This is a genomic window from Aquirufa sp. ROCK2-A2 (genome assembly GCF_054558485.1).
On record NZ_JBPXKA010000005.1, the window covers coordinates 86088 to 108915 of the forward strand.

Here is a 22828-nt window from a genome sequence, read left to right on the forward strand (position 1 = left end):
TCCGATGAGAAATTTAATGAAAAAGTTAATGGTGATTGATGTTCATATTGAAGAATACACAATTCAAAACAAAGCGATATCAGACGGTTCGGTAGGCTGGCATTTAGAACATTGTTTGATTGTTATTAATGAGGTAATTGAAGGACTAAGTAAGTCGGATGAACGATTATATCGACCCGTTTTTTCACTAGGGAAATGGGTAGTTTTGTTTTCTGGTTTCATACCAAGAGGAAAAGTCAAAGCTCCGAAAGGAATAGTTCCTAAACAGGAGCCAACGTTGGATGGTTTGAATGAAAAACTTCTTTTGGCCAAATCGAATATACAACGATTAAATGAAGCAAAACCGAATCAGTATTTAACGCATCCGATGTTCGGACATTTAAATACCAAACAAGTGAAAAGATTTTTGGCTATTCACACAGAACATCATTTGAAGATTGTGAGGGATATACTAAATAATTCCTAAGTATCGGAGCCAAAAGCGGTAATTAAGAGATTAATAATTGGAAATTTCAACCCTTAATTCGCATTAACACCTATTACCTATTACCTTTTACCTATTACCTATTACCTATTACCTCTTCTCACCCCAACTTCATTCTTTGAAATATCAAATAGAGAAACGTCTAAAAAACAAATCAGTTAATTGATGAAAAATATAAGTCTTCCATTAGTAATAACCTTGTCCTTTTTTTATGGGGAATGGGACCCCTTACCCCCTGCAATTTAATGGTTTAAAAGTTCACTTGTTTGATAAAATTATTTGGGTTGATTACCGTTTGATCATGGTAGTATTTTTAACTGTTACCTATGACCGATAAATGCGAATTAAGAGTTAAACTCCTTTTGGAACAAATCATTCATGAATAGAAAATGGATTCAATAATCTTTGTGGTTAACCGGTCATTTTAACACGGGCACAAAGTTTTTTCATATTTTATTGGAAATTTCAACGCTTAATTCGCATTGTTGGTGTTTAGTTATTAGGTATTAGCTATTAGTGTTGTCTTGTCCTGAAATAGGCAGACTAATTATTTTACTAACAACTAATAACTAATAACTAAACACTATTACCTATTACCTTTTACCTATTACCTTTTACCTATTACCTATAATCTCACCCTTTCTTCCGAAAATCATTTCTAGAAAAAAACTTCTCAATCAAGACATAAAGTAAGATAAACAGGTATCTACTACCCATTTCTTTGATTTTCAAATTAGATTTTCCTGCTTTTCTATTGCGCCACGAGTTGGGTAATACTTCATAGGAATATCCTCTGATGATAGCTTTTAGGGGCAATTCAATTGTTAAATTAAAATGAGGTGCTAGAAATGGTTTTATGCCTTCAATCGTATGTTTTCGATACATTTTAAAGGCATTGGTGGAATCATTGTATTTAATCCCAACGCTAACTTTGATGATGAAATTAGCAATCCGATTGATGATTAATTTGTGTTTAGGATAATCATATACTTTTCCTCCCGATATGAAACGAGATCCAAATACACAGTCCAAATTTTTGGTAACCATTAAACGATAATACGCCACTAAATCTTTGGGGTCATCCGATAAATCGGCCATCATGACTGCCACCATATCTCCTTGAAATCTTTCTAAGCCGTATCTAACAGCATATCCAAATCCATTGGGTCCTTTATTCGTGTGTATTGTTAAAGTGGGTATTGAGCTAGCTTTTAATTCCTCTAAAATAGATAAGGTACTGTCTTTGGAATTGTCATTCACGACCACTATTTCGTGGTCAATATTCTCTTCGATCAATTTGGCGTATAGCGTACTTAATGTCTCTTCAATGGAACCTTCTTCATTGTAGGCTGGAATGACAATGCTTAATTTTTCCATGCTTATCCTAAAATGGGTTGTAAAAAGGTTTGGTCGGCTTCAATCCATTGATGGACTTCTTGCAATAATTGTTTTACCCCTATTTTCGGCTCCCAAGAGCTAATGGAATTGATTTTGGTATTATCGGTAATAAATACAGGAATGTCTCCCGGGCGATTATCTGAATCGGAAGAAATACTTATTTTATTGCCTGTAATCTCTTCACAAAGGGCAGTTAATTCTGCCAAGGATACTGAATTGGCTAAGCCTCCGCCTACGTTGAAAATTTGATTATGTACTTTTTCGGTATGATTGATTTCCCAAAGAATGCACTCAAAAAGATCTTTGATGTGGATCACATCTCTCGATTGTTGTCCTAATCCACCAAAACCAATATAACTCAAATTCTTTTTCCAAAAATGTCGAGCCATCCAAAGTACTACAACTCCTTGATCAATTTTACCCATTTGAAATGGACCGCTAATGACCCCACAACGATTGATAATGGTTGGGATATCAAAATTATGTCCAAATTCTTTGATGATATATTCGGAAGACAATTTGGTCGCGCCATACAAGGAACGAACACCTTCTAATGGAAAATCTTCCGAAATGCCCGCTTTAGAAACTCCGGGGATGGTTTGATCATTCAAAAAATCAAACCTTTTTTCACTCGTTTCCAATTCTACCTCCAAAAGTCGGTCATATGGATAAACCCGACTCGTAGATAAAAACACAAATTTTGCTTGATGTCTTCTAGCAAAATACAAGGTATTAATGGTTCCGTTTAAATTCGTGTCAATCAAATTTTCTAACTCACCAGGAACCGTACCCGCCAAAACCGATGGTTCAGCTGCTGCATCAATGACTAAATCAACTTTCGGAATTCGATCAAAATCGGTTTTTATGCGTACGTCTCCGTGCACAAATTGAATACCGTAAGACAAAATTTTACGTAAGTTTAACTCTGAACCTCTTCGGGATAAATTGTCTAAACAATAGATTTCCGATTGTTGGAAATACTCTTTAAACAAAATGGCCAAATTTGATCCGACAAATCCACAGCCTCCCGTAATTAAAATTTTCATGATTTTGCTTCCATGTAACGGTTGTAAATATCATTGAAAACATCTTCCAAGGATTTCGTAATATCCCAATTTGGATAATGCGCTTTCATCTTTCTCAAATCGCTATAGTAGCAAATATGATCACCAATACGATTGGTTTCATCGTATTTGTACTTCATGGGAATACCGCTAATTTTTGAAATCAAATCAAATGCCTCCAAAATGGAAACCGAATTGGCTTTTCCTCCACCAATGTTATACACTTCACCCACGCGTGGTGCTTGAATAAATTCTTCTATGAATCTCGCAACATCCAATGAATGGATATTATCTCTTACTTGTTTTCCTTTATAACCAAAAACGGTGTATTCTTTTTGCTCCAAATTGCATTTGATTAAATAGCTCAAAAAGCCATGCAATTCCACCCCTGCATGGTTTGGGCCAGTTAAGCAACCGCCACGCAAACAAGCAGTAGGCATATTGAAATATCTACCATATTCTTGAACCGAAATGTCCGCTGAAACTTTAGATGCTCCAAAAAGAGAGTGTTTCGACTGGTCAATACTAAAACTCTCAGCTATTCCATGCTCATAGGTGTCATCATCATAGTCGAAACGAGTCTCTAACTCCTTCATTTTGATAAAGTTAGGTGCATCGCCATAGACCTTATTGGTGGATAAATGGACAAAAGGAATATTCGTGCTATAACGTCTCAAAGATTCCAATAAATTGAATGTTCCTACGGCGTTGGTGTCAAAATCTTCAAATGGAATGGAAGCAGCTCTGTCGTGACTAGGCTGAGCGGCCGTATGAACAATCGCATCTGGTTGAATGGAAGGAATAAGATCCAATACACTTTGTCTATCGCGAATATCAACCGTATGATGCTGATAACGATCTCCAAACTTGGCTAATCGATCTTGATTGGAGGAATTGTCTCCTTGAGAGCCAAAAAATACTGCTCTTTGATTATTGTCGACACCGTGAACAGTCCAACCTTTTTCCAGAAAATATTCACTTACTTCAGAACCAATTAAACCTAAAGATCCCGTTACTATTAATTTATTAGGCATTTTATTGAGAATTAAGTCGCAAATATAATATATATAATGATTATTGAGGGGATAAATTATCTAAGTTCAGAATATTATCGCTTAATATTTTTCGATAAATACGGGCTTTTTACCCGATTTTACCCAAGCCCTAAGCGCATCAAAAGCTTCGGAACTTTGTTGATTGGTAAAGGCGCAATGGGCTTGTCCATTGGTATATTTTACCGCAAAATAGGCGTGTTTATTTTGCTGTATCACCATATTTTCAAAATTGCTTACCGCATAAGTGGGTGGAATTAATTGATCATAAATAGTGTGCATCAATAATACGGGTTTGTTGATATTTCCCGTGCGATCATATTTACTATAAAGAATATCCGGATTCTTTGTTGCGGCCAATCGTTCAGCTAGCAAATTCACTTTTTCATCATCCGGGAAACCCGTGTAGAGGGTTTGTGTATTATCAAATGGATTTCCTTTGGCTTTTAATGCGATATCTCTCAAGACATTCAAATTAAAAAATAAGGCCGCTGGTAAATCTTTTAATTTTAAATCAAATTTTTTGGCAAATCCAACAGCTAATAAGGAATCTTTGGTCAGCATCGCCCGATTTATTTCTTGCATTCTGGATCCAGCCTGCTGAAATGATGCAAATTGTATTCCACTTTGTGGATCAAAAATTTCCTTTAAACTTGGTACAATTCCAGGAAATAATCCATTGAAGGTGGCATACATATCAAATTCTTTTCTTGTTTGTACATAGGGCCGAGACGCCAAAGGACACATGGGCAAAGCGCCCTGATAATATTGACCATAATTTTCCATGATGGCTAGAGAAATTCCTCCCCCCATGGATTGTCCCACCATAAAAGTAGAATCTGGTTGGCCATATTTTTCGATAAACTTCTTCCTTAACTCTTCCGTTGCATCCACCGCCTCTGGAAGCGCCCAGCCTTGAATCGGATAATCCGATGCCGCTAAAGCAAAACCTCTATCCAAAATATACTGCATCTTTTTCTCCAAACCCGCATTAGCACTTGCGGCCGGAGATCCCATGAATTGATATCCATGCGCAAACATGACCAGTTTTTTATTCCAATTTTTAGGAATGAATACCTGATAGCCTCCACCTTTTAAGGGCCCCAAATCTATTTTTTCTTGTGAAAAACTTAAGAAAGAAATCGTGCAAAAAGCAAGAAATAATAATCCTCTATTCATTTTATTTGAATTTATTAAGTGCCAAATGCATCAATTTGCCGATTCCCTGTTTTTTTAAGATATAAATGATATCAGTGAAAAATCGAAGAAATTTTGGATAGAAAAGATGTTCGTTAATCACATACAAATGTTTAAATGTTCTCGTTAATCTTGGACGATATCCATTGTAATTCATTTTTTCCAATTGACCCGTACGTATATTTTTTAAAGTCACTCTCATCAATAATTCGCCTGATATGGTATTGGAACCCATCGGAGAATAGTATAAACAGTCTTTGAAAAAATAATGGGTAACTTGAGATAAACGGGTTGTTCCTTCTTTCAATACAGGACTACCCCCATGAATAATGTTGGATGACCAAATCAAAATATCTCCCTTTTTGGCTAAAAAAACTTGTTTTTCATAAGGAGAATGGTCCATTAATTCACCAATGAAATTTTCATACTCCGGATAATTGTCATAACTATTATCCAACAAATCTTCTTTAAAATCGTTGAAATTATATTCCGGCATTCTATGCGAACCTGGATAATAGAAGAGCGGTCCATTTTCCTCTGTGATGTCTTCCAAAGCTATCCAAACTCCAGCCATGTATCTGGCAGGTAAGGAACTAAAATGAATGGTATCCGAATGTGCTTTTTGTTGTGTACCCCTTAAAAAATTCAATGTTTGGAAGGGTACAACTTCTCTGCCATAAAGCATTTCTAAAGTCTCCAAAACACTAGGCTTGATCGATAAATTCTTTACCGAATCGGAATAAGTCCATAAATCTTGACAACGATTGGCATCTCGGTGGTTTTCATAGTTGAAATCAACATTAAAACCTTTCGTGTGCATTTCTTGGATGACGGCATCTAATTCTTCCTCACTAAACTGGTTTTTAATAACAACGAATCCATTTTTATGATAATCGCGTGCTATTTGCTCATTTTCGCTTGATAATTTTTTTTCCTTAATTATTTTCTCAAAAAATGGGGATTCCACCCAAGGGGTATTCATTTTCATTGGTATGAATTTTATTAAACTACAATTTCTTGTTTTTTTTAATCAAACAAAAATTTCATACCTAGGAATTTAGCTAAAGGTCAAAAATGACAATTTTTAGTCAACAATGAATTCATATTCCCCCGACTCAACATCCAATTCCAAATGCCCATCTTTTTTCAATAAATGAAATTGTTTACTCCATTCTTTCCCTTTTTCTTTTATTCTTTGACCCAGCAAAACTACATGCGCGCTGCTATTAGCTGGAATGCTAAATCGATAAACCACAGAATTCCCTTGGCGCTTCCATTCACTTTTGATTGGACCATACATCGTTTCAATATGTCCTTTTGCAAATTGGATTTTGCCTGTTTCATCTGGCGAGGGTTGTAAATTGAAATGCTGATAACCTGGAGAATCCATATCCCTTTGTATGCCCAAAGATCGCGTGTACATCCATCCTGCTACCGCCCCAAAAGAATAATGATTGAATGAATTCATGCTGTTGTTTCCACCAAAGCCATTTTCAATGGTGTAAGAATTTAATCGCTCCCAAATGGTCGTTGCTCCATTCGCCACGGAATATAGCCAAGAAGGATAAGTCCTTTGAGTTAACAATCCATAAGCTACTCCCGTTTTTTGATTGGCAGATAATGCTTCACTGATGGATGCCGTTCCAATAAATCCAGTCATTAAGGAATATCCAGGTCTCGCAATTCCTTCATCATCTTTATTAGACCTCTCAACAGTCTCCACTAAATTTTGAATGGCAAATGGCTTATTGGTATCGTCAAAAATATCCAAAGCCAATGGAATCGCGTAAGATGCCTGTGTATCTATTAATTGGCCTTTATCTGAAACAGGAGTCGACGCATTATTCGCAGCTGCTGCACCTGGAGGGCCCATTCTCGCTGCTTTTACCCCTGATTTTATGGTTTTATGTGTCTTTGAATCGACATAAATGGCATTAAAGGCTTTCTTTTTAGCCTCGTGTTGATTCATATAGGCGCTTTCATCGACTTTATTTCCCCAAATACGCGCCACTTTCGACATGATTTTTAAATTGTAGGCTTGATAGGCCATCCAAAATAAGGTATTATCGTTTTTATTATTTTCTGGACTCAGCCAATCGCCCAAAGGTCCTTCGTTTAAAACACCAGAATTTGCTTCTACTTTCGTATCTAAAAATTGTATGTATCGCTTCATGGCGTCATAATGTTCCGCCAACATGGCTTTGTCTCCATATTGTTGGTACGCTTCCCAAGGGATAATAATTCCTGCACTTCCCCATAAGGTTCCTCCAAATCCTCCTCCCATAGGTGCCACATCGGTAAAACGGCCATCTGCCCGTTGAACATCTCGCATACCCAATAAATGTCTTCTCAAGAAATTGTTCACAGGCGCCATCATGGTTGCTGTTTTGGAAAAAACATTGATGTCTCCACTCCAGCCCATTCTTTCATTTCTTGCAGGCGTATCTGTTGGAATCGACAAGAAGTTTCCTCTCATGCTCCAAGTAATATTTTCCCATAATTTATTGACCAATGGGTCGGAAGTTTCATAAGAGGAGGAAATTTCCGTCAAGGAAGACAATACCAATCCCGCTACTTGTGGCAATTCAGGCGCTTTCTCAATCCCACTAATTTCCAAATAGCGATATCCATGGAAGGTAAAGCGAGGTTGAATATATTGATCACCTTCTTTTAAGACATAAATATCTTGAGCCAAAGCCGCTCGAATATTTTCCAACATAATCATTCCTTTTTGTGCCGCATATTCAGCCAAATCTGGGTACAAGACTTCCGCATATCGCAAGGCAATAACTTGCCCAGCTTTCCCATTTTTGATGAAAATTTTGGGAAAACCAACCATGTTTTGTCCCATGTCATACACAAAAACTCCTTTTCGTGGTTCGGTCATGGATTTGGCTTGTAAGACTTTTCTTATTTGCACCTTATCATCTAGTTGACCTATCAATTGCATATGATCATACTTCAAGGCATTGTTGGCATTGCCCACAAAGCTGGTTCCTTCTAAGTCGATTTTAGCTGCTTTTTTCCAATCCTTCGCTACATATTCATGGGTAGACCAACCTTGGACAGCCTCTTCTTTCAAAGCATCGTAAATCTCCCCTTGGAAAAAACTACCATAACGAATAGGACCGTTGTTGTAACTTGACCATTGGTCTGGATTACTTGTGATTACCTGCTCGGTTCCGTCGGTATATTGAATTACCAATTTAGCTAACAAGGATTGACGATCACCAAAATAATTCCAGCTGTCGCCACTAAAGGTAATATTCCCACTCCACCAACCTTCACTCAGCCAAGCTCCCCACGCATTTTTACCTGTTTTGATCAGATCACTTACATCAAAACTTTGGTACAAATGGGTTTTGTTGTATTGGGTTAACCCTGGATTGAAATAATCAGTACCCACGCGTTTTCCATTGAGGTACAATTCATAAATACCTCTGGCTGTTGCATAAATTCGGGCTTTTTTAATTGTTTTTTGAGCAGTTTCAAATTGAGTTCTTAACATCGGTGCCGCAAATCTACTTGGGTTTTTAGCCACCAATACGTCTTGAGAAGAAGATATATGAAAAACCTTTCCATCCCATTCCACTCCTTTTTCTAGGAATAATGGAGGATTTTCAGAAGCATCAAAAAGAATATTGCTCGGTGAACGATAGTTCTTTATTTGAACATCCGAGAAATGCGCTTTTTGATTGGCGGGAACCTGAAAACCAATTTCCGATAGCATCGGGAAACTGATAAAGTTATTTCCTCGGCCGACTGGATTTAAATTCAAGCCATTGGATCCTCCGAATTGAGCACCTGGATTTGCGGATTTTGGACTTGGAATGATTTTGTGTTCAGGATCAATTTTGTCCAAATAAAGATCAAAAACACCAAAATTACACAAGGCAAATACGGTGTGTTTTTGGTATTTATTTTCGATTGAAAGTAAACTTTTATTCAATTTATAAGAAACAAAAGGAACATCGGCTTTGTCTTTTTTGTCGTAACCAACGCGGTAAACATGGAAATTGGCTCGACTAGCCGTGTCACTATCCGATAAAGAGGAAATGTCTAATTCAAAACGAATGTAATTGCCATTTCTTCCACTTTCGACATCCTGTATGTTTTGATTTCTGTTGAACAAGCGAGGATCATTGGCCCCAAAAACAAAGGAGGCTTTGGTGGATTTTGCTTCTGCATCCAATTGGATGCCATATTGAAATTTGTAAACAGATAAATAATGACTCGAAAATGGCAAATCGTTGCTGCCTATCCATTGTGCTCCATTCCATGCGGCTTGACTCGTTGCCATCAGGCCCGTTTCAAACCATGAACTAGCAGTGGAAACCTGATTTTTTTGATTCCAAACTTGTAATTTCCAAGTGTATCGAGTCGTCGGGTTCAAGGATTTTCCTTCATAGGCAATTCCTAAGGAAAGGCCAGAAAGTTGTTTTTGAGAATCCCAAACCATTTGTTTTGCTTCATCTTCCACCCAAATACGATAGGCTTGCTGCTTTTCAGCTCTCAGCTTAGGATTGGCCACCATGTTCCATGAAAATCTAGGATGCTGCTCGTCTAAACCCAAAGGTTGTTTTTGGTACTCAACTTTTAAATTGTCGAGTTTATTTTGAGAAAAAAGTGGAAAAAGGCCGAATAGCAAACAGAAGAGCAAGAAGAACTTTAATTTCATGTGATAAACGATTAAGAGGATAATAATTCAACCAAGATTTAAACTAAAGGATGGATGTTAGAGATTATTCGTCGAAATTAGGGAATCATGAGATGAATTCATCCTTATTACAAAAAGGATGGTTGTGTACCTAATTTTCTATAATTTTCAATTTATCATTACTTATACCTCGAAATGAAAACCTTTAACCGAATATTAGGTAGTTCTATTCTTCTACTGATTTCAACTAGCTTATTTGCTCAAGATGCCTTTAAGGCAGGATTTTTGAATCCACCACAAGCAGCAAAACCCCGAGTATGGTGGCATTGGATGAATGGTAATATTTCCAAAGAAGGTATCCAAAAAGATTTAGAATGGATGTCCAAATCGGGTATTGGAGGTTTTCAAAATTTTGATGCTTCTTTGATGTCGCCTATCATGGTGAAAGAAAAACTATCTTATATGACAGCCCCATGGAAGGAGGCTTTTAAATTTACCACGCAATTGGCCAAAGAAAAAGGCCTAGAAATGGCCATTGCAGGCTCTCCAGGTTGGTCTGTTACCGGAGGTCCTTGGGTGAAACCCGGTGATGCCATGAAAAAATATGTTTGGACGGAAACGATGGTTGAAGGAGGTAAAATGATTTCAACATTAATTGCTCGTCCTTCTTCTGCTACGGGACCTATGCAAAATGTACAATTAGAAGCCGGGGGATTCGGTGTTTTAGAACAAACCAAAGCGAAGGAACCTGAATTTTATCAAGATATAGCCGTCATCGCCTATCCAATTTTAAACAAAGAATCATCCTTACAGGAATTAAAATCCCTTTTAACTACCTCAGGGGGTAATTTTTCCATAACTAAGTTATCCGATGGCGATTTAGAAAATTTCGATTACCTAGAACCCAAAAAACCGGGGGAAGAAACCTATATTCAATACGAATTTGCGCAGCCGACGAAAATTTATGGCATCACTTTTGCCAATGAAGGGTATGGCGAATTGGCCGTTTTTAGAGGCGCTGGCAATAATCGTTTTGTGCAATACAGCGAAGATGGAATCAATTTCAAAGAATTAGTTAAAGTGCCTGGATTGATCACTTCGCAAAATACCCTGACTTTCGCACCTTTGATGATGAAAAAAATTCGTTTGGTGTATGTGACACTTCCGCCAGCACCTGCGGGTATCGAAGCAATGTTTGGAGCGAAAGCAGATCCCAATCCAAAAGGAACAAAAATCTCCGAATTCGTTGTACATACAAGTCCCAAAGTTCATTTATTTGAAGCTAAAGCAGGTTTTGTTCCATGGAAAGAAAGTTTTAATGAAACGGTTTCTACGGAAATGGGCGCAAAATCCGAAGATGTATTGGATATTACGTCCTTTATGAAACCGGATGGTAGTTTAGCTTGGAATGCGCCTGCCGGTAAATGGGCCATTATACGTTTTGGATATTCTTTGACGGGCAAGAAAAATCACCCCGCTTCTCCTGAAGCAACGGGATTGGAAGTTGATAAATTAGACCGAGAAGCTGTAACCCGTTACCTAGAAAATTATTTGGATCAATACAAAGATGCTTCTGGTGGATTAATGGGTAACGAAGGATTAACTCATATGGTGCTGGATAGTTATGAAGCAGGACACATGACTTGGACACCAAGCATGATGGAAGAATTTAAGACTCGAAGAGGGTATGATTTAAAACCTTTCATGCCCGTTTTAGTGGGCCGAATTATTAATTCAGCTGCAGAAAGCGAGAAATTTCTATGGGATTTCCGTAAAACCATCGGGGAATTAATTGTGGAAAATCATTATGAATTGATTGGCGAATTATTGTCGAAAAGAGGCATGAAACGCTATACAGAATCACATGAAAGCGGCCGTATTTATTTAGCTGATGGCATGGATGTGAAACGTTTTGCGGATGTGCCCATGTCTGCCATGTGGCAACCAGGCGCCTTGGCAGCTGGGAAAGATGAAGAAATTCGAAGTAGGGCCGATATACGTGAATCGGCATCAGTGGCACATATTTATGGACAAAATATAGCAGCCGGCGAGTCAATGACCACCATTGGAAATTCCTTTTCTCCACATCCCGGAACCTTAAAACGCACCGCAGATATGGAAATGGCCTCGGGATTGAATCGTTTTGTGATTCATACTTCCGTTCATCAACCTTTGGATAATTTATATCCAGGCTTTTCTTTGGGGCCTTTCGGACAATGGTTTACTCGTCAAGAAACATGGGCCGATCAGGCAAAAGTTTGGGCCGAATATTTGGGAAGAAGTTCCTATTTGTTACAAGCAGGTAAAAACGTGGCTGATGTGCTCTATTATTATGGCGAAAATACGAATATCACTTCTCAATTTGCCAATGCACTTCCGGCAGTTCCAGCAGGATATGAATTTGACTTTGTCAATTCAACGGCTTTGAAGAATGCTATTTCAGTCGAAGATAAAGTTCTTGTTAGTAAAGGTGGTACTAAATATTCGGTATTGGCTTTGGACGAATCAGCTCAAAAAATGACTCTAGGGACTTTGAAAAGAATCCTTGAATTAGCCAAAGATGGAGCCATTGTCACCGGAACGGCTCCCATGGCGAGTCCAACTTTAGTAGATAATCCCAAAGAATACGCTTCCACCTTGCAATCCTTGAAAGCCTTGGCCAATGTGCATTTTGGCAAAGATTTAAAAACCGTTTTGATTGAAAATAAGGTTAGAGAAGACCTCTTGGTTTCCGAGCAAAAAGCAGAAGTTTTGTTTCAACATCGCAAAGCGGATGGGAAAGATATTTATTGGTTGAATAGTCGCTCCCCGGAAAATAATTCTGCCAAGATTTCTTTCCGAGTGAAAGACAAAATCCCTTTCTTGTTTGACCCGCAAACAGGAAAAATTTCAAAGGTTTCCTATGAATTGAAAGGTGGTAGAACAGAATTGAATATTAAATTCTCTCCTTGGGATGCGCAATTCATTGTGTTTGATGGCATTTCTACGACCAATAAATTAGTGATTCCTGAACCAAAATTGTTGGACTCGAAGCGTTTGGAAGGACCTTGGACCATTAAGTTCCAGAAGGACCGAAGCGCACCCAATGAAATCAAAATGGATCAATTGATGGCCTTGAACAAGAGCGAAATAGAAGGAGTGAAATATTTTTCAGGTGCTGCAACTTACGTAAACCGAGTGGATTTAATGAGCATCGCCAAAGATGAAAAAATAGAATTGGATTTAGGGGATGTGAAGAATTTGGCGGAAGTGATCATCAATGGGAATTTAGTAGCGACTTTATGGAAAAAACCTTTTAAAGTGGACATTACCGATGCTTTGAAAATGGGCAAAAATACGCTGGAAATTAAAGTGGTCAATTCTTGGGTAAATCGTTTAGTTGGGGATACTCAACCCAATGCCAAGAAAATAACTTTTACGGCTTTGCCATTTTTCCAAGCAGGTTCGCCAACAGAAGAATCCGGTTTATTAGGGCCCGTACTGGTAAATCGTTTGAAATAAAATCCTATATTACGGACAATTTTTATAAACCTATTTTTTAAATGTCTGATTCGAATTCAAAATTCTCACTCACCGAAGACTGGACAGTCGTGGTCTTCGGTTTATTATTGATTACACTTGCCCTTTTTGGGATTAAAGTTCCTAGTCCAACTTTCGGTTGGAAAGATTCCACTGAACTGTTTGAAAAAGTCTTAACTACGGAAAATTTGACCAAAATTGCCACCGTATTTTTTTACGTATATGGTGTAGCGATTTTAGCTACCAAAGTTTTGGGCAAAGATGCACTAGCCACCATCAAAGGCTTTCCGATCGTATATATCTTAACTTGCTTCGCTTTGGTTTTGGCAGGAAATGCCTTTTTGAAAAATTGGAATTTAGAAGCGGTTATTTTTAGTTTATCCATCGGACTCATTTTAAGCAATTTCTTTTCACTTCCCAAATGGTTAACCGACTCCTTATCCACCGAATTATTTGTTAAAATCGGATTGGTCATTTTAGGTTCCAGTGTCATTTTTGGGGATATTTTGAAAGCAGGTTCTTTGGGTCTGGTTCAAGCTTTGATTGTCGTGGTTTCCGTTTGGTATTTTGCTTTTTGGATTTCCAAAAAATTAGGTGTCGATGAAGAAATGGCCATTATGATTTCCAGCGCAGTGTCTATTTGTGGAGTTTCCGCGGCCATCGCAACATCTGGAGCCATCAAAGGCGATTCAAAAAAATTATCTTATGTGATTTCCATTGTGTTAATTACAGCCATACCAATGATCATCTTTTTGCCCTTTATTGCCCAGGCTTTGGGACTTTCGCAAGAAGTGACAGGCGCTTGGTTAGGTGGCACAATCGATACAACGGGTGCGGTAATTGCCTCGGGAAGTTTGGTAGGAGAGAAGGCTTTGGAAATTTCTACCATTGTGAAATTTTCGCAAAATGTTTTGTTGGGGTTAGCTGCTTTTGCTATTTCCATTTATTGGACCTATACCAAAAATCAATCGGCGGAAGTGCAAGAAGCCAAACCAACGGTGGGAGTCATTTGGGAGCGCTTTCCAAAGTTTGTTTTAGGCTTTATCGCTGCGTCTTTAATCTTTTCGTTTTTAATTAGTCCCGAAAAAATTGAATCTGTCAAAGGAAGTTTAAAAGCCTTGCAAGGATTATGGTTTGCTTTGGCATTCACCAGCATCGGTTTAGAAACCAAATTTGCTGATTTATTCAACAAAGAAGGCAAAAAGCCTTTGTATGCTTTTTTAATCGCACAATTGTTCAATGTTTTTGTAACCTTGGCAATAGCCTATTTCTTGTTTAAATAGCACCTTTGCACTCGGCCTAGCCGAGTGTGTATGATGACCGAATCATTTGATTCAACCTATATGATGAAGAACTTTATTATCCTTTTACTAAGTCTATTTTCGTTTCAACTATCCGCCCAAAAAGACTCGCTTTTTGCCAGTGAAGAAATCGCATTAGGACCCATAAAAGGAACTTTGACAAGTCCGCTGAACAGTCCCAAAAAACTAAATTTGGTGATTTTAATTGCAGGTTCTGGTCCAACGGATCGGGATGGGAATAATCCCATGATGAAGAATAATTCCTTGAAAATGTTGGCGGAGGCTTTATCGAGCAAAGGGGTGGCTGTTTTACGCTACGACAAACGATTAATCGCCCAAAGTAAGGTGCCAGATTTAAAAGAAGCCGATTTGCGCTTCGATACATATATCAACGACGCATCGGATTGGCTTGAAAAGATGAAATCCGGCAAGAAATATGCCAACATTATTATCGCTGGGCATTCCGAAGGTTCATTAATTGGAATGGTCGCGGCGAAAAATGCCAAAGCCAATGCCTTTATTTCCATTGCTGGGGCGGGTGACCCAGCCGATCAAATTCTGAAAAAACAATTGAGCGCCCAACCCAAAATGGTGCAAGATTTATGTTTCCCAATCATTGATAGCCTAAAAGCAGGTAAATTAGTAGCGAATGTTTCACCTATGTTAAATTCCCTTTTTCGGGCGAGTGTTCAGCCTTATTTGGTTTCGTGGTTTAAGTACAATCCAAGCGTAGAAATAGCTAAATTATCGATCCCCTCTTTCATTATCCAAGGAACAAACGATATCCAAATCGGCATAGAAGATGCAAAAGTGTTAAATGCCAATGCCAAGAATAGCCAAATGTTGCTTATCGAAAATATGAACCATGTTCTTAAAATTATTTCCGGCGACCGCACAGCCAATATTCAAACATACAGCAACCCGACTTTACCCATTTCCCCACAGATCGTTGATGGAATCATGCAGTTTGTGCAAAAACTATGAGGCAGTAAATGGAAAATAATCAACTACTTGAGCGCATATTTTCGGTAGGGAACTTCTCCAACCTACACCCCTTGTTCGTTCATTTTCCGGTGGGAATTTTGTTATTACTGGTCTTCTTTACTTTTCTTCCTACTTCCAAAAAATCTGATTTGCAATTGGCCATGAAGTATTTAGCCATGGCGGGATCTTTTTTTTCCTTTCTTTCTTGCTTGAGTGGCTATTTGCTAGCACAATCCGACGAATACAAACAGTCCATCCTCGTTCCGCATCAATGGTTGGGAATGACCACCTTTATTATCTTTACTACGGTCATTTTTATCCCCAAATGGCAAAAAATCCTTCTTGCATTTGGTGGAGTCGTATTACTTATTACCCTTTATTTGGGCACTATTTTGACCCATGGAAGTTTCAAAATTTGGAAAGAAAAAACTATTCAAGCGATACAAGAAATTATTCAACAACCGGTTCCCTCAAAAGAAAAGGTGACCATCGCAGCGACTCCCAATGCCTATATTCAGCCTCTTTTGGAAGAGGAAATTCAAACGAAAAAAAGCTTTTCTCCAGTTCCTGAACAGGTCATCAAAGATTTGAAAAATCAAGGAATTGTTGCTCAAGTACTTGATTCCGATACTCAACAATTGTCCATTAACTTTGTCAATGCGAAAAAAATCGATGTGCCAATGTTGGACCAATTGCTTCCGTTTAAAGATCAAATCAAATCGATCCGAATTCATCATTTGGCCTTGAACAATGATGTAGTAAGTCGGCTGGTGGAATTCAGCCATCTGGAAATTCTCCAACTTCCAGATACTCAACTGACGGATGAGCAAGTAAGTCAATTGGCACAATTGCCCAACTTGCAGCAATTGAATTTGTACAACAATCCCATAACTGACAAGTCGCTGTTGTCACTCCAACAAATACATAGTTTAAAGAAATTGTATGTTTGGCAAACCAAAATGAGTCAAACAGCCTTGAGCAATTTGCAAAAAAAACTTCCTCAAGCCTATATTGAAGGAGGGCTGCAGCAGTTAACCAAACCTGATTCAATCAAGAAATGATGAAATATCTATTGTTGCTTTTTCCGGGTTTGATTTTTGCTCAAAAAAGCAAAGAATTGCCGACTAAAATGCCTTTGGGGATTTCTACGGAATGGCAACAATTGCCCAAAGAATTGAATTATAATATACATGTAAAACCCATTTTATCCGATAAATGCTTTGCTTGTCATGGCCCCGACAAAGCCAAGCAAAAAGCAGGTTTGCGCCTTGATTTTCCAGAAAATGCCTATGCAGAATTGCCGGAGAGTCCAGGGAAATTCGCCATTAAGCCCAAAAGTTTAGCCCAAAGTGAGGTCTTTCATCGGATCATTTCCAATGACCCCAAATACAAAATGCCGACACCCAAATCGCATTTGAGCTTGAATGATAAAGAAAAAGCGATTATCCTTAAATGGATTCAAGATGGCGCGGTGTATGAACCGCATTGGGCATTTGTAAAACCTGTGAAAAAAAGCATTTTGGACCAACCCAATGCGACGCCCTCTCAAGCGATAGATTATTATGTGCGTAAAAAACAGCAAGAAATAGGGATTAAGCCAAATTCAAAAGCCAACAAAGCTTTGTTGTTGAGACGCTTGTTTTTGGATGTAAAGGGTTTGCCCCCTAGTCCAGCAGAATTAGATGATTTTATCCAAGACAATAGCGCGAACGCTTTCGAAAAGCGAGTGGATCAATTGCTGAAATCACCACATTTTGGGGAAAAAATGGCCACTGAATGGCTGGATATTGCTCGTTTTGCGGATTCGCATGGGTATACCGTGGACCGTATTCGGGATATGTCGCCTTACCGCGATTGGGTGATCAAGGCATTTAATGAAAATATGCCATACGATAAATTTATTCATTATCAATTGGCAGGTGATTTAATGCCGAATCCAAGCAAGGATATGCTCATAGCGACGGCCTTTAATCGGAACCATCAACAAAATACAGAAGGGGGAATTGTTGAAAAAGAATTTCAAACGGAATATGTCATGGACCGTGCCAATACCTTTGGAGAAGCCTTTATGGCACTTTCTGTCGGATGTGCCCGCTGCCATGATCATAAATACGATCCCTTGTCCCAAAAAAACTATTATGAATTATACAGCTTTTTCAACAATGTGAGAGAGGCCGGACAAATATCCTACAACGATGATATGCCCACACCAACTTTGCTTTTGCCCAGTAAAGAAAAAGAAGAAATGTTGGCTTTTATCCAACAAAAAATTCATTTCAAAACAGAAGCGATAGCCCAAATCAAAACGCAAAATCAGTCGAGTTTCCATCAATGGATCAAAGAGGGCAAAGCATTTGCCTTATCATCGGAAATAATTCCGCAAAAAGGATTGATCGGGCATTATACCTTTCAAAATAATTTATTGAATCGGGTAGATACATCTAAGAAAGCTGAAATGAAGCATGAATCTGGCCAAAAGGGTGATTTGCCTGTTTTTGAATCGGCTCAACATTTGGTTTTTGATGGGGATGCCTATCTCGATTTAAATACCGTCGGGGTCTTTCGGAAATCAAATCCGTTTAGCATTGGAATCTCGATTTTTATTCCAAAAGAATTGAATGAAGGAGTGATTTTTCATAAGTCGACAGCTGAGCGATTGTATAATTTCAAAGGTTTTCACCTCTATTTACGGGACGGCAAATTTGAAATAACCATGGCGCATACCGCCCCTTCCAATGCCATTACCAAACTTTCCGTTCAAGAGGCTCCCAAAAATAAATGGATTCAATTAACCATGACCTATGATGGCTCATCTGCGGCCAAAGGCTTTAAATTATTTTTGGATGGGGAAGAGTTGGCCATGGAAACGGAAATTGACCAATTGTACAAGGAGATCATATTTCATTCCAAATCAGAACCCGCCATTCAGGTAGGGGGTTGGTGGCGCGGACTTGGTTTCAAAGGTGGGAAAGTGGATGAACTATTGGTTTATCAACGTGAATTAAGTCCTTTTGAAGTGAAATTGATTGCGAAAAAAGCAGCTTGGAAAGATGTTGTTTCAAAACCTTTGTCTCAATTATCGGCACAAGAAAGGGACATTTTGCAGGATTATTTCACACGGAATGTGGATAGTGCATACCTGCACGCTTCGGCAGAATTAACGCAACTCCGCACCCAGCTTTCTGATTCGACGGAATATATTCCGGAAATCATGGTCATGCAAGAAATGCCCAAGCCCAAACAAGCCTATTTGTTGGCCAGAGGACAATACGATGCCCCGACCATCCCTGTTTACCCCAATACGCCCAACAGTGTGATGCCTTTTCCAGCACGTTTGCCCAAAAACCGATGGGGTTTAGCACAGTGGCTGACGGATAAAAACCATCCATTAACTTCCCGAGTGCTTGTGAATCGGGTTTGGCAAAACTTTTTTGGAATCGGTTTGGTCAAAACATCAGAAGATTTTGGCAACCAGGGGGAAATGCCTAGTCACCCGGAATTACTCGATTGGCTTTCGGTCGATTTTATGGAAAAAGGTTGGGATCTGAAACGCTTGATCAGGGAAATTGTCTTATCGGAAACCTATCAGCAAGATTCAAAAACCAGCAAAAATGGGATGGAGTTGGATCCTGAAAATCGACTTTTAGCAAGAGGTCCATCCAAACGATTGACTGCGGAAATGATAAGGGATAATGCCTTGGCTGCCAGTGGATTACTGAATACCAAAATTGGAGGAAAAAGTGTGAAACCCTATCAACCAGCCGGTTTATGGGAAATCAATAGTTCCAGCTATCAACAAGATACGACTGACGCTGTTTATCGAAGAAGCTTGTACGTTATTGTCAAAAGAACCGTTCCCAATCCGACATTGAATACATTTGATGCGCCAGCAAGAACTTCTTGTTTGTCTAGAAGACAAAAAACCAATACGCCTTTGCAAGCTTTGGTAACCTTGAATGATCCAACTTTTGTGGAGGCTGCTAAAGTTTTGGCCATTGAAATGTCTAAATCTACTGATATTAAATCAGGAATAAATCTTGCCTTTCGAAGACTAACCGGGCTTGACGCAAGTGTGGAACAATTGAACTTATTGGTAGAATTACAAGCCAAGCAATTGAAGAAGTTTCAGCTTTCTCGTCAAAAGGCCGAAGGGTGGTTGCGTGCTGGACAGACAAAAGTGCCTAAAAACATGGATGAATTAGTCATTGCGGCCAATGCCGTGGTAGCCAGTACCATTATGAATTCCGATGCAACCCTAACGAAAAGATAACATGGCACTAAATAACGATTTGTTGGAATTACATCGGAAGCTAGATCGCAGGGATTTTTTGCAAAAAACAGCGATGGGTTTTGGTGCTTTGGCTTTGAACTCTGTTTTGGCGAATCAAGCCAAAGGAGAAAGCATGGAAGAGCAAATCATGCGAGCCTTGCCCAAAATTGCACCAAAAGCCAAGCGAGTGGTGTATTTGTTCATGGCAGGCGGGCCTTCCCAATTTGAGACCTTTGATTATAAACCCCAATTGAAAACCTTTTTTGGAAAAGATTTACCGGATTCTATTCGGCAGGGGCAACGCTTGACGGGCATGAGCGCGAATCAAGCTATTTTGCCGGTGGTTCCATCTAAATTTGATTTCAAAAGACAAGGAAAATCGGGGACTTGGGTGAGTGAATTATTGCCTTACACGGCGCAAGTGGTGGATGATTTGTGCATCATCAATTCCATGTATACCGAACAAATTAACCACGATCCAGCCATTACCTTTTTCCAAACAGGGCATCAATTGGCCGGTCGTCCATCCATGGGATCTTGGTTGAGTTATGGTTTAGGATCCGAAAATCAGAATTTACCAGCTTTTATTGTCTTAGTTTCCAAAGATGCGAGCAAAGACCAACCTTTATATGCCCGATTGTGGGGGAATGGATTTTTGCCTTCTGAGCATCAAGGAGTTCAATTTAGATCAGGCAAAGATCCCGTTTTGTTTTTGAATAATCCAGAAGGATACGATGGGGCGGATCGCAAAGAGATGTTGGATTATTTGTCCAAATTAAATGCTTTGCAAAATGAAACTTGGGGTGATCCTGAAATTGATGCCCGCATTTCGCAGTATGAAATGGCCTTTAACATGCAGACATCTGTTCCAGAGGTGATGGATTTAAAGGACGAGAGCGAAGAAACGTTTGAATTATACGGACCAAGCAGTAAGGACAAAGGCTCATTTGCTGCCAATTGTTTGTTGGCTAGAAAATTATTGGAAAAAGATGTCCGCTTTGTGCAATTGTACCATCAAGGTTGGGATCATCATGGCGATTTGCCTAAAAATATCATGAAACAATGCCAACAAACGGACCAAGCAACGGCGGCCTTAATCTTGGATTTGAAACGGAGAGGCATGTTGGAAGATACCTTGGTAGTTTGGGGTGGCGAATTTGGCCGGACGGTTTATTCTCAAGGGAAATTATCCGCAACATCTTATGGTAGAGATCATCATCCACGTTGTTTTTCCATGTGGATGGCGGGAGCTGGCGTGAAACCGGGTATTACTTATGGCCAAACAGATGATTTTTCCTATAATATTCAAAAAGATCCGGTGCATGTCCACGATTTTCAAGCCACTTTATTGCACCTCATGGGCATCGATCATGAGCAATTAACCTTTAAATTTCAAGGTAGACGGTACCGATTAACAGACGTGCATGGGCAGGTGGTGAAGGGGGTTCTTTCTTAAGATCCGTCACCTTTGTGGTTGATATTTTAACACAAAGGCACCACGTTTCTTCTTCAGCGGTGCCTTCGAGTGCTTCGAGAGCCTCAGGCATCGGACTTCTCACTTCCCATTTTCTCTCTTCATGTCTTCTCTTTACTATTTTCCCTCTCCCCGTTTTCTCTCTTTTCTAAAGTAGATATTTTATGATTACGCCTATGATAATGGTACTACCATAACTGATCATTGTTCCCAGTAAAATATATTCACTTTTTTTGTTTTCATCATTTTTTGAAAATCGAATAATGCTCTTACCTGTTATAAGAAACCCAATAGCTTCATATTCGTTTAATAGAACAAAAGTTAGTATAATAATGCGTTCAAATACACCAATCCATAATCCATTTTTATCAGGCAGGAATTCCTTACTCGATTTTGTAAAACTTACTGACGCTCGTTCTGTGATTTTCCCGATCATTTTACCTAAAGGTAGAGTTATGATAAGGTAAGCGAATAGGAGCAAGTTAATCTGATAATTAGTAAAGATTGATTTACCTGTAGCGATTATTTCAGAGGAAAGGTTAAAGTGATTTGCCCAAATAGCTATGGTGCAGACTAATTGAAAAACTTGTTTTAGTACGATTGGGGATTGGATTTTAATCGAATGATCTTTTTTGATAAAGGCAAATGCAACTTCGAGAGGGATCGTCGAATTCATGGTGGTATAGGTTTTCAAGATAGTGGACAAATTTATAAAAGATCGTCCAATGTGCCGCTCTTGAATGTTGATTAATTGTGGGTTGCCCAAGTTGTAATTTTTGAGCTATTTCAATCTCCGTATATCCCAACAATTTATAAAAAACCACAATACTTTGCATTGAAGTCATTTTGTCTAACAAAACATCTACCAAACTACTCGTCATTTGTAGACTCTCATGATTGTTATCTTTGGATTGTATTAGAAATCGTTGCTTTGCGTTTTTTATATGATCCAAACCTCTGCCTGATAGGAGGTAAGCGTCTCCATCCGATTCAGCGATTCTCTTTTCAGTCAAATCTTCTGTTCCTATCCCAACAGACACTCGGATGTCATTTTTTTCTTTTTTTAGTGATGGTATTGATTTCACCCAAAGTTTTAATAGTATTCCTATTCGACCTGCATTTTTTATCACTTTAATCCGAATTTGGTATTCATCTCCTCTGTTTCTTTCATATTCAAAAGCATATTTACTTTGAATAGTTTGGATCCCCAATTCAATTTGATGATAAAATTGTTTTCGTTCGATTGCCTCTTTTTGGGTGGAATGAACAATGTCTGCAGTTATGATAGCTACTCTTGAATCCATATTTACAAATTATATTGGTAAATATAGCTATATATTTAAAATATTGGTAAAAAGAACAATAATTAATGTCTATAAATTCATCTGATTTATATAGATCTAATTCGCCCTCCGCCTTCGACTCCGC

The 22828-nt window shown here is 38.7% G+C and carries 15 protein-coding genes; 7 read left to right on the forward strand and 8 right to left on the reverse strand.

Annotated features, from left to right (window positions below):
• Positions 1-4 precede the first annotated feature (4 nt).
• The gene (locus V7S76_RS08440) at positions 5-466 is read left to right on the forward strand and encodes a DUF1569 domain-containing protein (RefSeq protein WP_459509643.1); all 462 of its coding nucleotides are present in this window, start codon (positions 5-7) and stop codon (positions 464-466) included.
• Between the two features lie 651 nt (positions 467-1117).
• Here the strand turns inward: V7S76_RS08440 and V7S76_RS08445 are convergent.
• The 6 genes from V7S76_RS08445 to V7S76_RS08470 form a co-directional block, all read right to left on the reverse strand.
• Positions 1118-1861, reverse strand: a complete 744-nt coding sequence (locus V7S76_RS08445) for a glycosyltransferase family 2 protein (RefSeq protein ID WP_459509644.1) — start codon at positions 1859-1861, stop codon at positions 1118-1120.
• A 2-nt stretch (positions 1862-1863) separates the two neighbouring features.
• Complete coding sequence (locus V7S76_RS08450; RefSeq protein ID WP_459509645.1) at positions 1864-2928, reverse strand: NAD-dependent epimerase/dehydratase family protein; 1065 nt, start codon at positions 2926-2928, stop codon at positions 1864-1866.
• The gene (locus tag V7S76_RS08455) at positions 2925-3980 is read right to left on the reverse strand and encodes an NAD-dependent epimerase/dehydratase family protein (RefSeq protein WP_459509646.1); all 1056 of its coding nucleotides are present in this window, start codon (positions 3978-3980) and stop codon (positions 2925-2927) included. The genes V7S76_RS08450 and V7S76_RS08455 overlap by 4 nt, the downstream gene beginning before the upstream one ends.
• Before the next feature lie 81 nt (positions 3981-4061).
• Entirely contained in the window at positions 4062-5177 is a 1116-nt protein-coding gene (locus V7S76_RS08460) for a DUF6351 family protein (protein WP_459509647.1), read from the reverse strand.
• Position 5178: 1 nt separating this feature from the next.
• Positions 5179-6183, reverse strand: coding sequence for a phytanoyl-CoA dioxygenase family protein (locus V7S76_RS08465; RefSeq protein WP_459509648.1), 1005 nt, complete (start codon positions 6181-6183; stop codon positions 5179-5181).
• A 96-nt stretch (positions 6184-6279) separates the two neighbouring features.
• Positions 6280-9873, reverse strand: a complete 3594-nt coding sequence (locus V7S76_RS08470; protein WP_459509649.1) for a family 78 glycoside hydrolase catalytic domain — start codon at positions 9871-9873, stop codon at positions 6280-6282.
• Between the two features lie 174 nt (positions 9874-10047).
• On the opposite strand from V7S76_RS08470, the gene V7S76_RS08475 reads away from it, so the two are divergent.
• The 6 genes from V7S76_RS08475 to V7S76_RS08500 are packed head-to-tail and all read left to right on the forward strand — an operon-like array spanning position 10048 to position 21382.
• Complete coding sequence (locus V7S76_RS08475; RefSeq protein ID WP_459509650.1) at positions 10048-13353, forward strand: glycosyl hydrolase; 3306 nt, start codon at positions 10048-10050, stop codon at positions 13351-13353.
• Positions 13354-13394: 41 nt separating this feature from the next.
• Positions 13395-14654 (forward strand): YeiH family protein, encoded by a 1260-nt coding sequence (locus V7S76_RS08480; RefSeq protein WP_459509651.1) that lies wholly within the window; start codon positions 13395-13397, stop codon positions 14652-14654.
• A gap of 60 nt (positions 14655-14714) precedes the next feature.
• Entirely contained in the window at positions 14715-15656 is a 942-nt protein-coding gene (locus V7S76_RS08485; RefSeq protein WP_459509652.1) for an alpha/beta hydrolase, read from the forward strand.
• An 8-nt stretch (positions 15657-15664) separates the two neighbouring features.
• Positions 15665-16717, forward strand: a complete 1053-nt coding sequence (locus tag V7S76_RS08490; protein WP_459509653.1) for a DUF2231 domain-containing protein — start codon at positions 15665-15667, stop codon at positions 16715-16717.
• The gene (locus V7S76_RS08495; protein WP_459509654.1) at positions 16714-19926 is read left to right on the forward strand and encodes a DUF1553 domain-containing protein; all 3213 of its coding nucleotides are present in this window, start codon (positions 16714-16716) and stop codon (positions 19924-19926) included. Before V7S76_RS08490 ends, V7S76_RS08495 begins: the two co-directional genes overlap by 4 nt.
• Before the next feature lies 1 nt (position 19927).
• Positions 19928-21382, forward strand: a complete 1455-nt coding sequence (locus V7S76_RS08500) for a DUF1501 domain-containing protein (RefSeq protein ID WP_459509655.1) — start codon at positions 19928-19930, stop codon at positions 21380-21382.
• A gap of 166 nt (positions 21383-21548) precedes the next feature.
• Here the strand turns inward: V7S76_RS08500 and V7S76_RS08505 are convergent, their stop codons facing one another.
• Both V7S76_RS08505 and V7S76_RS08510 read right to left on the reverse strand, forming a co-directional pair.
• Positions 21549-22076, reverse strand: a complete 528-nt coding sequence (locus tag V7S76_RS08505; RefSeq protein ID WP_459509656.1) for a hypothetical protein — start codon at positions 22074-22076, stop codon at positions 21549-21551.
• Positions 22015-22704: a hypothetical protein gene (locus V7S76_RS08510; protein ID WP_459509657.1), complete on the reverse strand. Its 690-nt coding sequence runs from the start codon at positions 22702-22704 to the stop codon at positions 22015-22017. The genes V7S76_RS08505 and V7S76_RS08510 overlap by 62 nt, the downstream gene beginning before the upstream one ends.
• Between the last annotated feature and the right edge of the window lie 124 nt (positions 22705-22828).

Bases quoted from the DNA above. Each gene is read 5' to 3' on its own strand.
- V7S76_RS08470 (WP_459509649.1), bottom strand. From the start codon at position 9,873: ATGAAATTAAAGTTCTTCTTGCTCTTCTGTTTGCTATTCGGCCTTTTT.
- V7S76_RS08495 (WP_459509654.1), top strand. From the start codon at position 16,714: ATGATGAAATATCTATTGTTGCTTTTTCCGGGTTTGATTTTTGCTCAA.
- V7S76_RS08505 (WP_459509656.1), bottom strand. From the start codon at position 22,076: ATGAATTCGACGATCCCTCTCGAAGTTGCATTTGCCTTTATCAAAAAA.
- V7S76_RS08445 (WP_459509644.1), bottom strand. From the start codon at position 1,861: ATGGAAAAATTAAGCATTGTCATTCCAGCCTACAATGAAGAAGGTTCC.
- V7S76_RS08510 (WP_459509657.1), bottom strand. From the start codon at position 22,704: ATGGATTCAAGAGTAGCTATCATAACTGCAGACATTGTTCATTCCACC.
- V7S76_RS08460 (WP_459509647.1), bottom strand. From the start codon at position 5,177: ATGAATAGAGGATTATTATTTCTTGCTTTTTGCACGATTTCTTTCTTA.
- V7S76_RS08500 (WP_459509655.1), top strand. From the start codon at position 19,928: ATGGCACTAAATAACGATTTGTTGGAATTACATCGGAAGCTAGATCGC.
- V7S76_RS08465 (WP_459509648.1), bottom strand. From the start codon at position 6,183: ATGAAAATGAATACCCCTTGGGTGGAATCCCCATTTTTTGAGAAAATA.
- V7S76_RS08440 (WP_459509643.1), top strand. From the start codon at position 5: ATGAGAAATTTAATGAAAAAGTTAATGGTGATTGATGTTCATATTGAA.
- V7S76_RS08485 (WP_459509652.1), top strand. From the start codon at position 14,715: ATGATGAAGAACTTTATTATCCTTTTACTAAGTCTATTTTCGTTTCAA.
- V7S76_RS08475 (WP_459509650.1), top strand. From the start codon at position 10,048: ATGAAAACCTTTAACCGAATATTAGGTAGTTCTATTCTTCTACTGATT.
- V7S76_RS08490 (WP_459509653.1), top strand. From the start codon at position 15,665: ATGGAAAATAATCAACTACTTGAGCGCATATTTTCGGTAGGGAACTTC.
- V7S76_RS08480 (WP_459509651.1), top strand. From the start codon at position 13,395: ATGTCTGATTCGAATTCAAAATTCTCACTCACCGAAGACTGGACAGTC.
- V7S76_RS08455 (WP_459509646.1), bottom strand. From the start codon at position 3,980: ATGCCTAATAAATTAATAGTAACGGGATCTTTAGGTTTAATTGGTTCT.
- V7S76_RS08450 (WP_459509645.1), bottom strand. From the start codon at position 2,928: ATGAAAATTTTAATTACGGGAGGCTGTGGATTTGTCGGATCAAATTTG.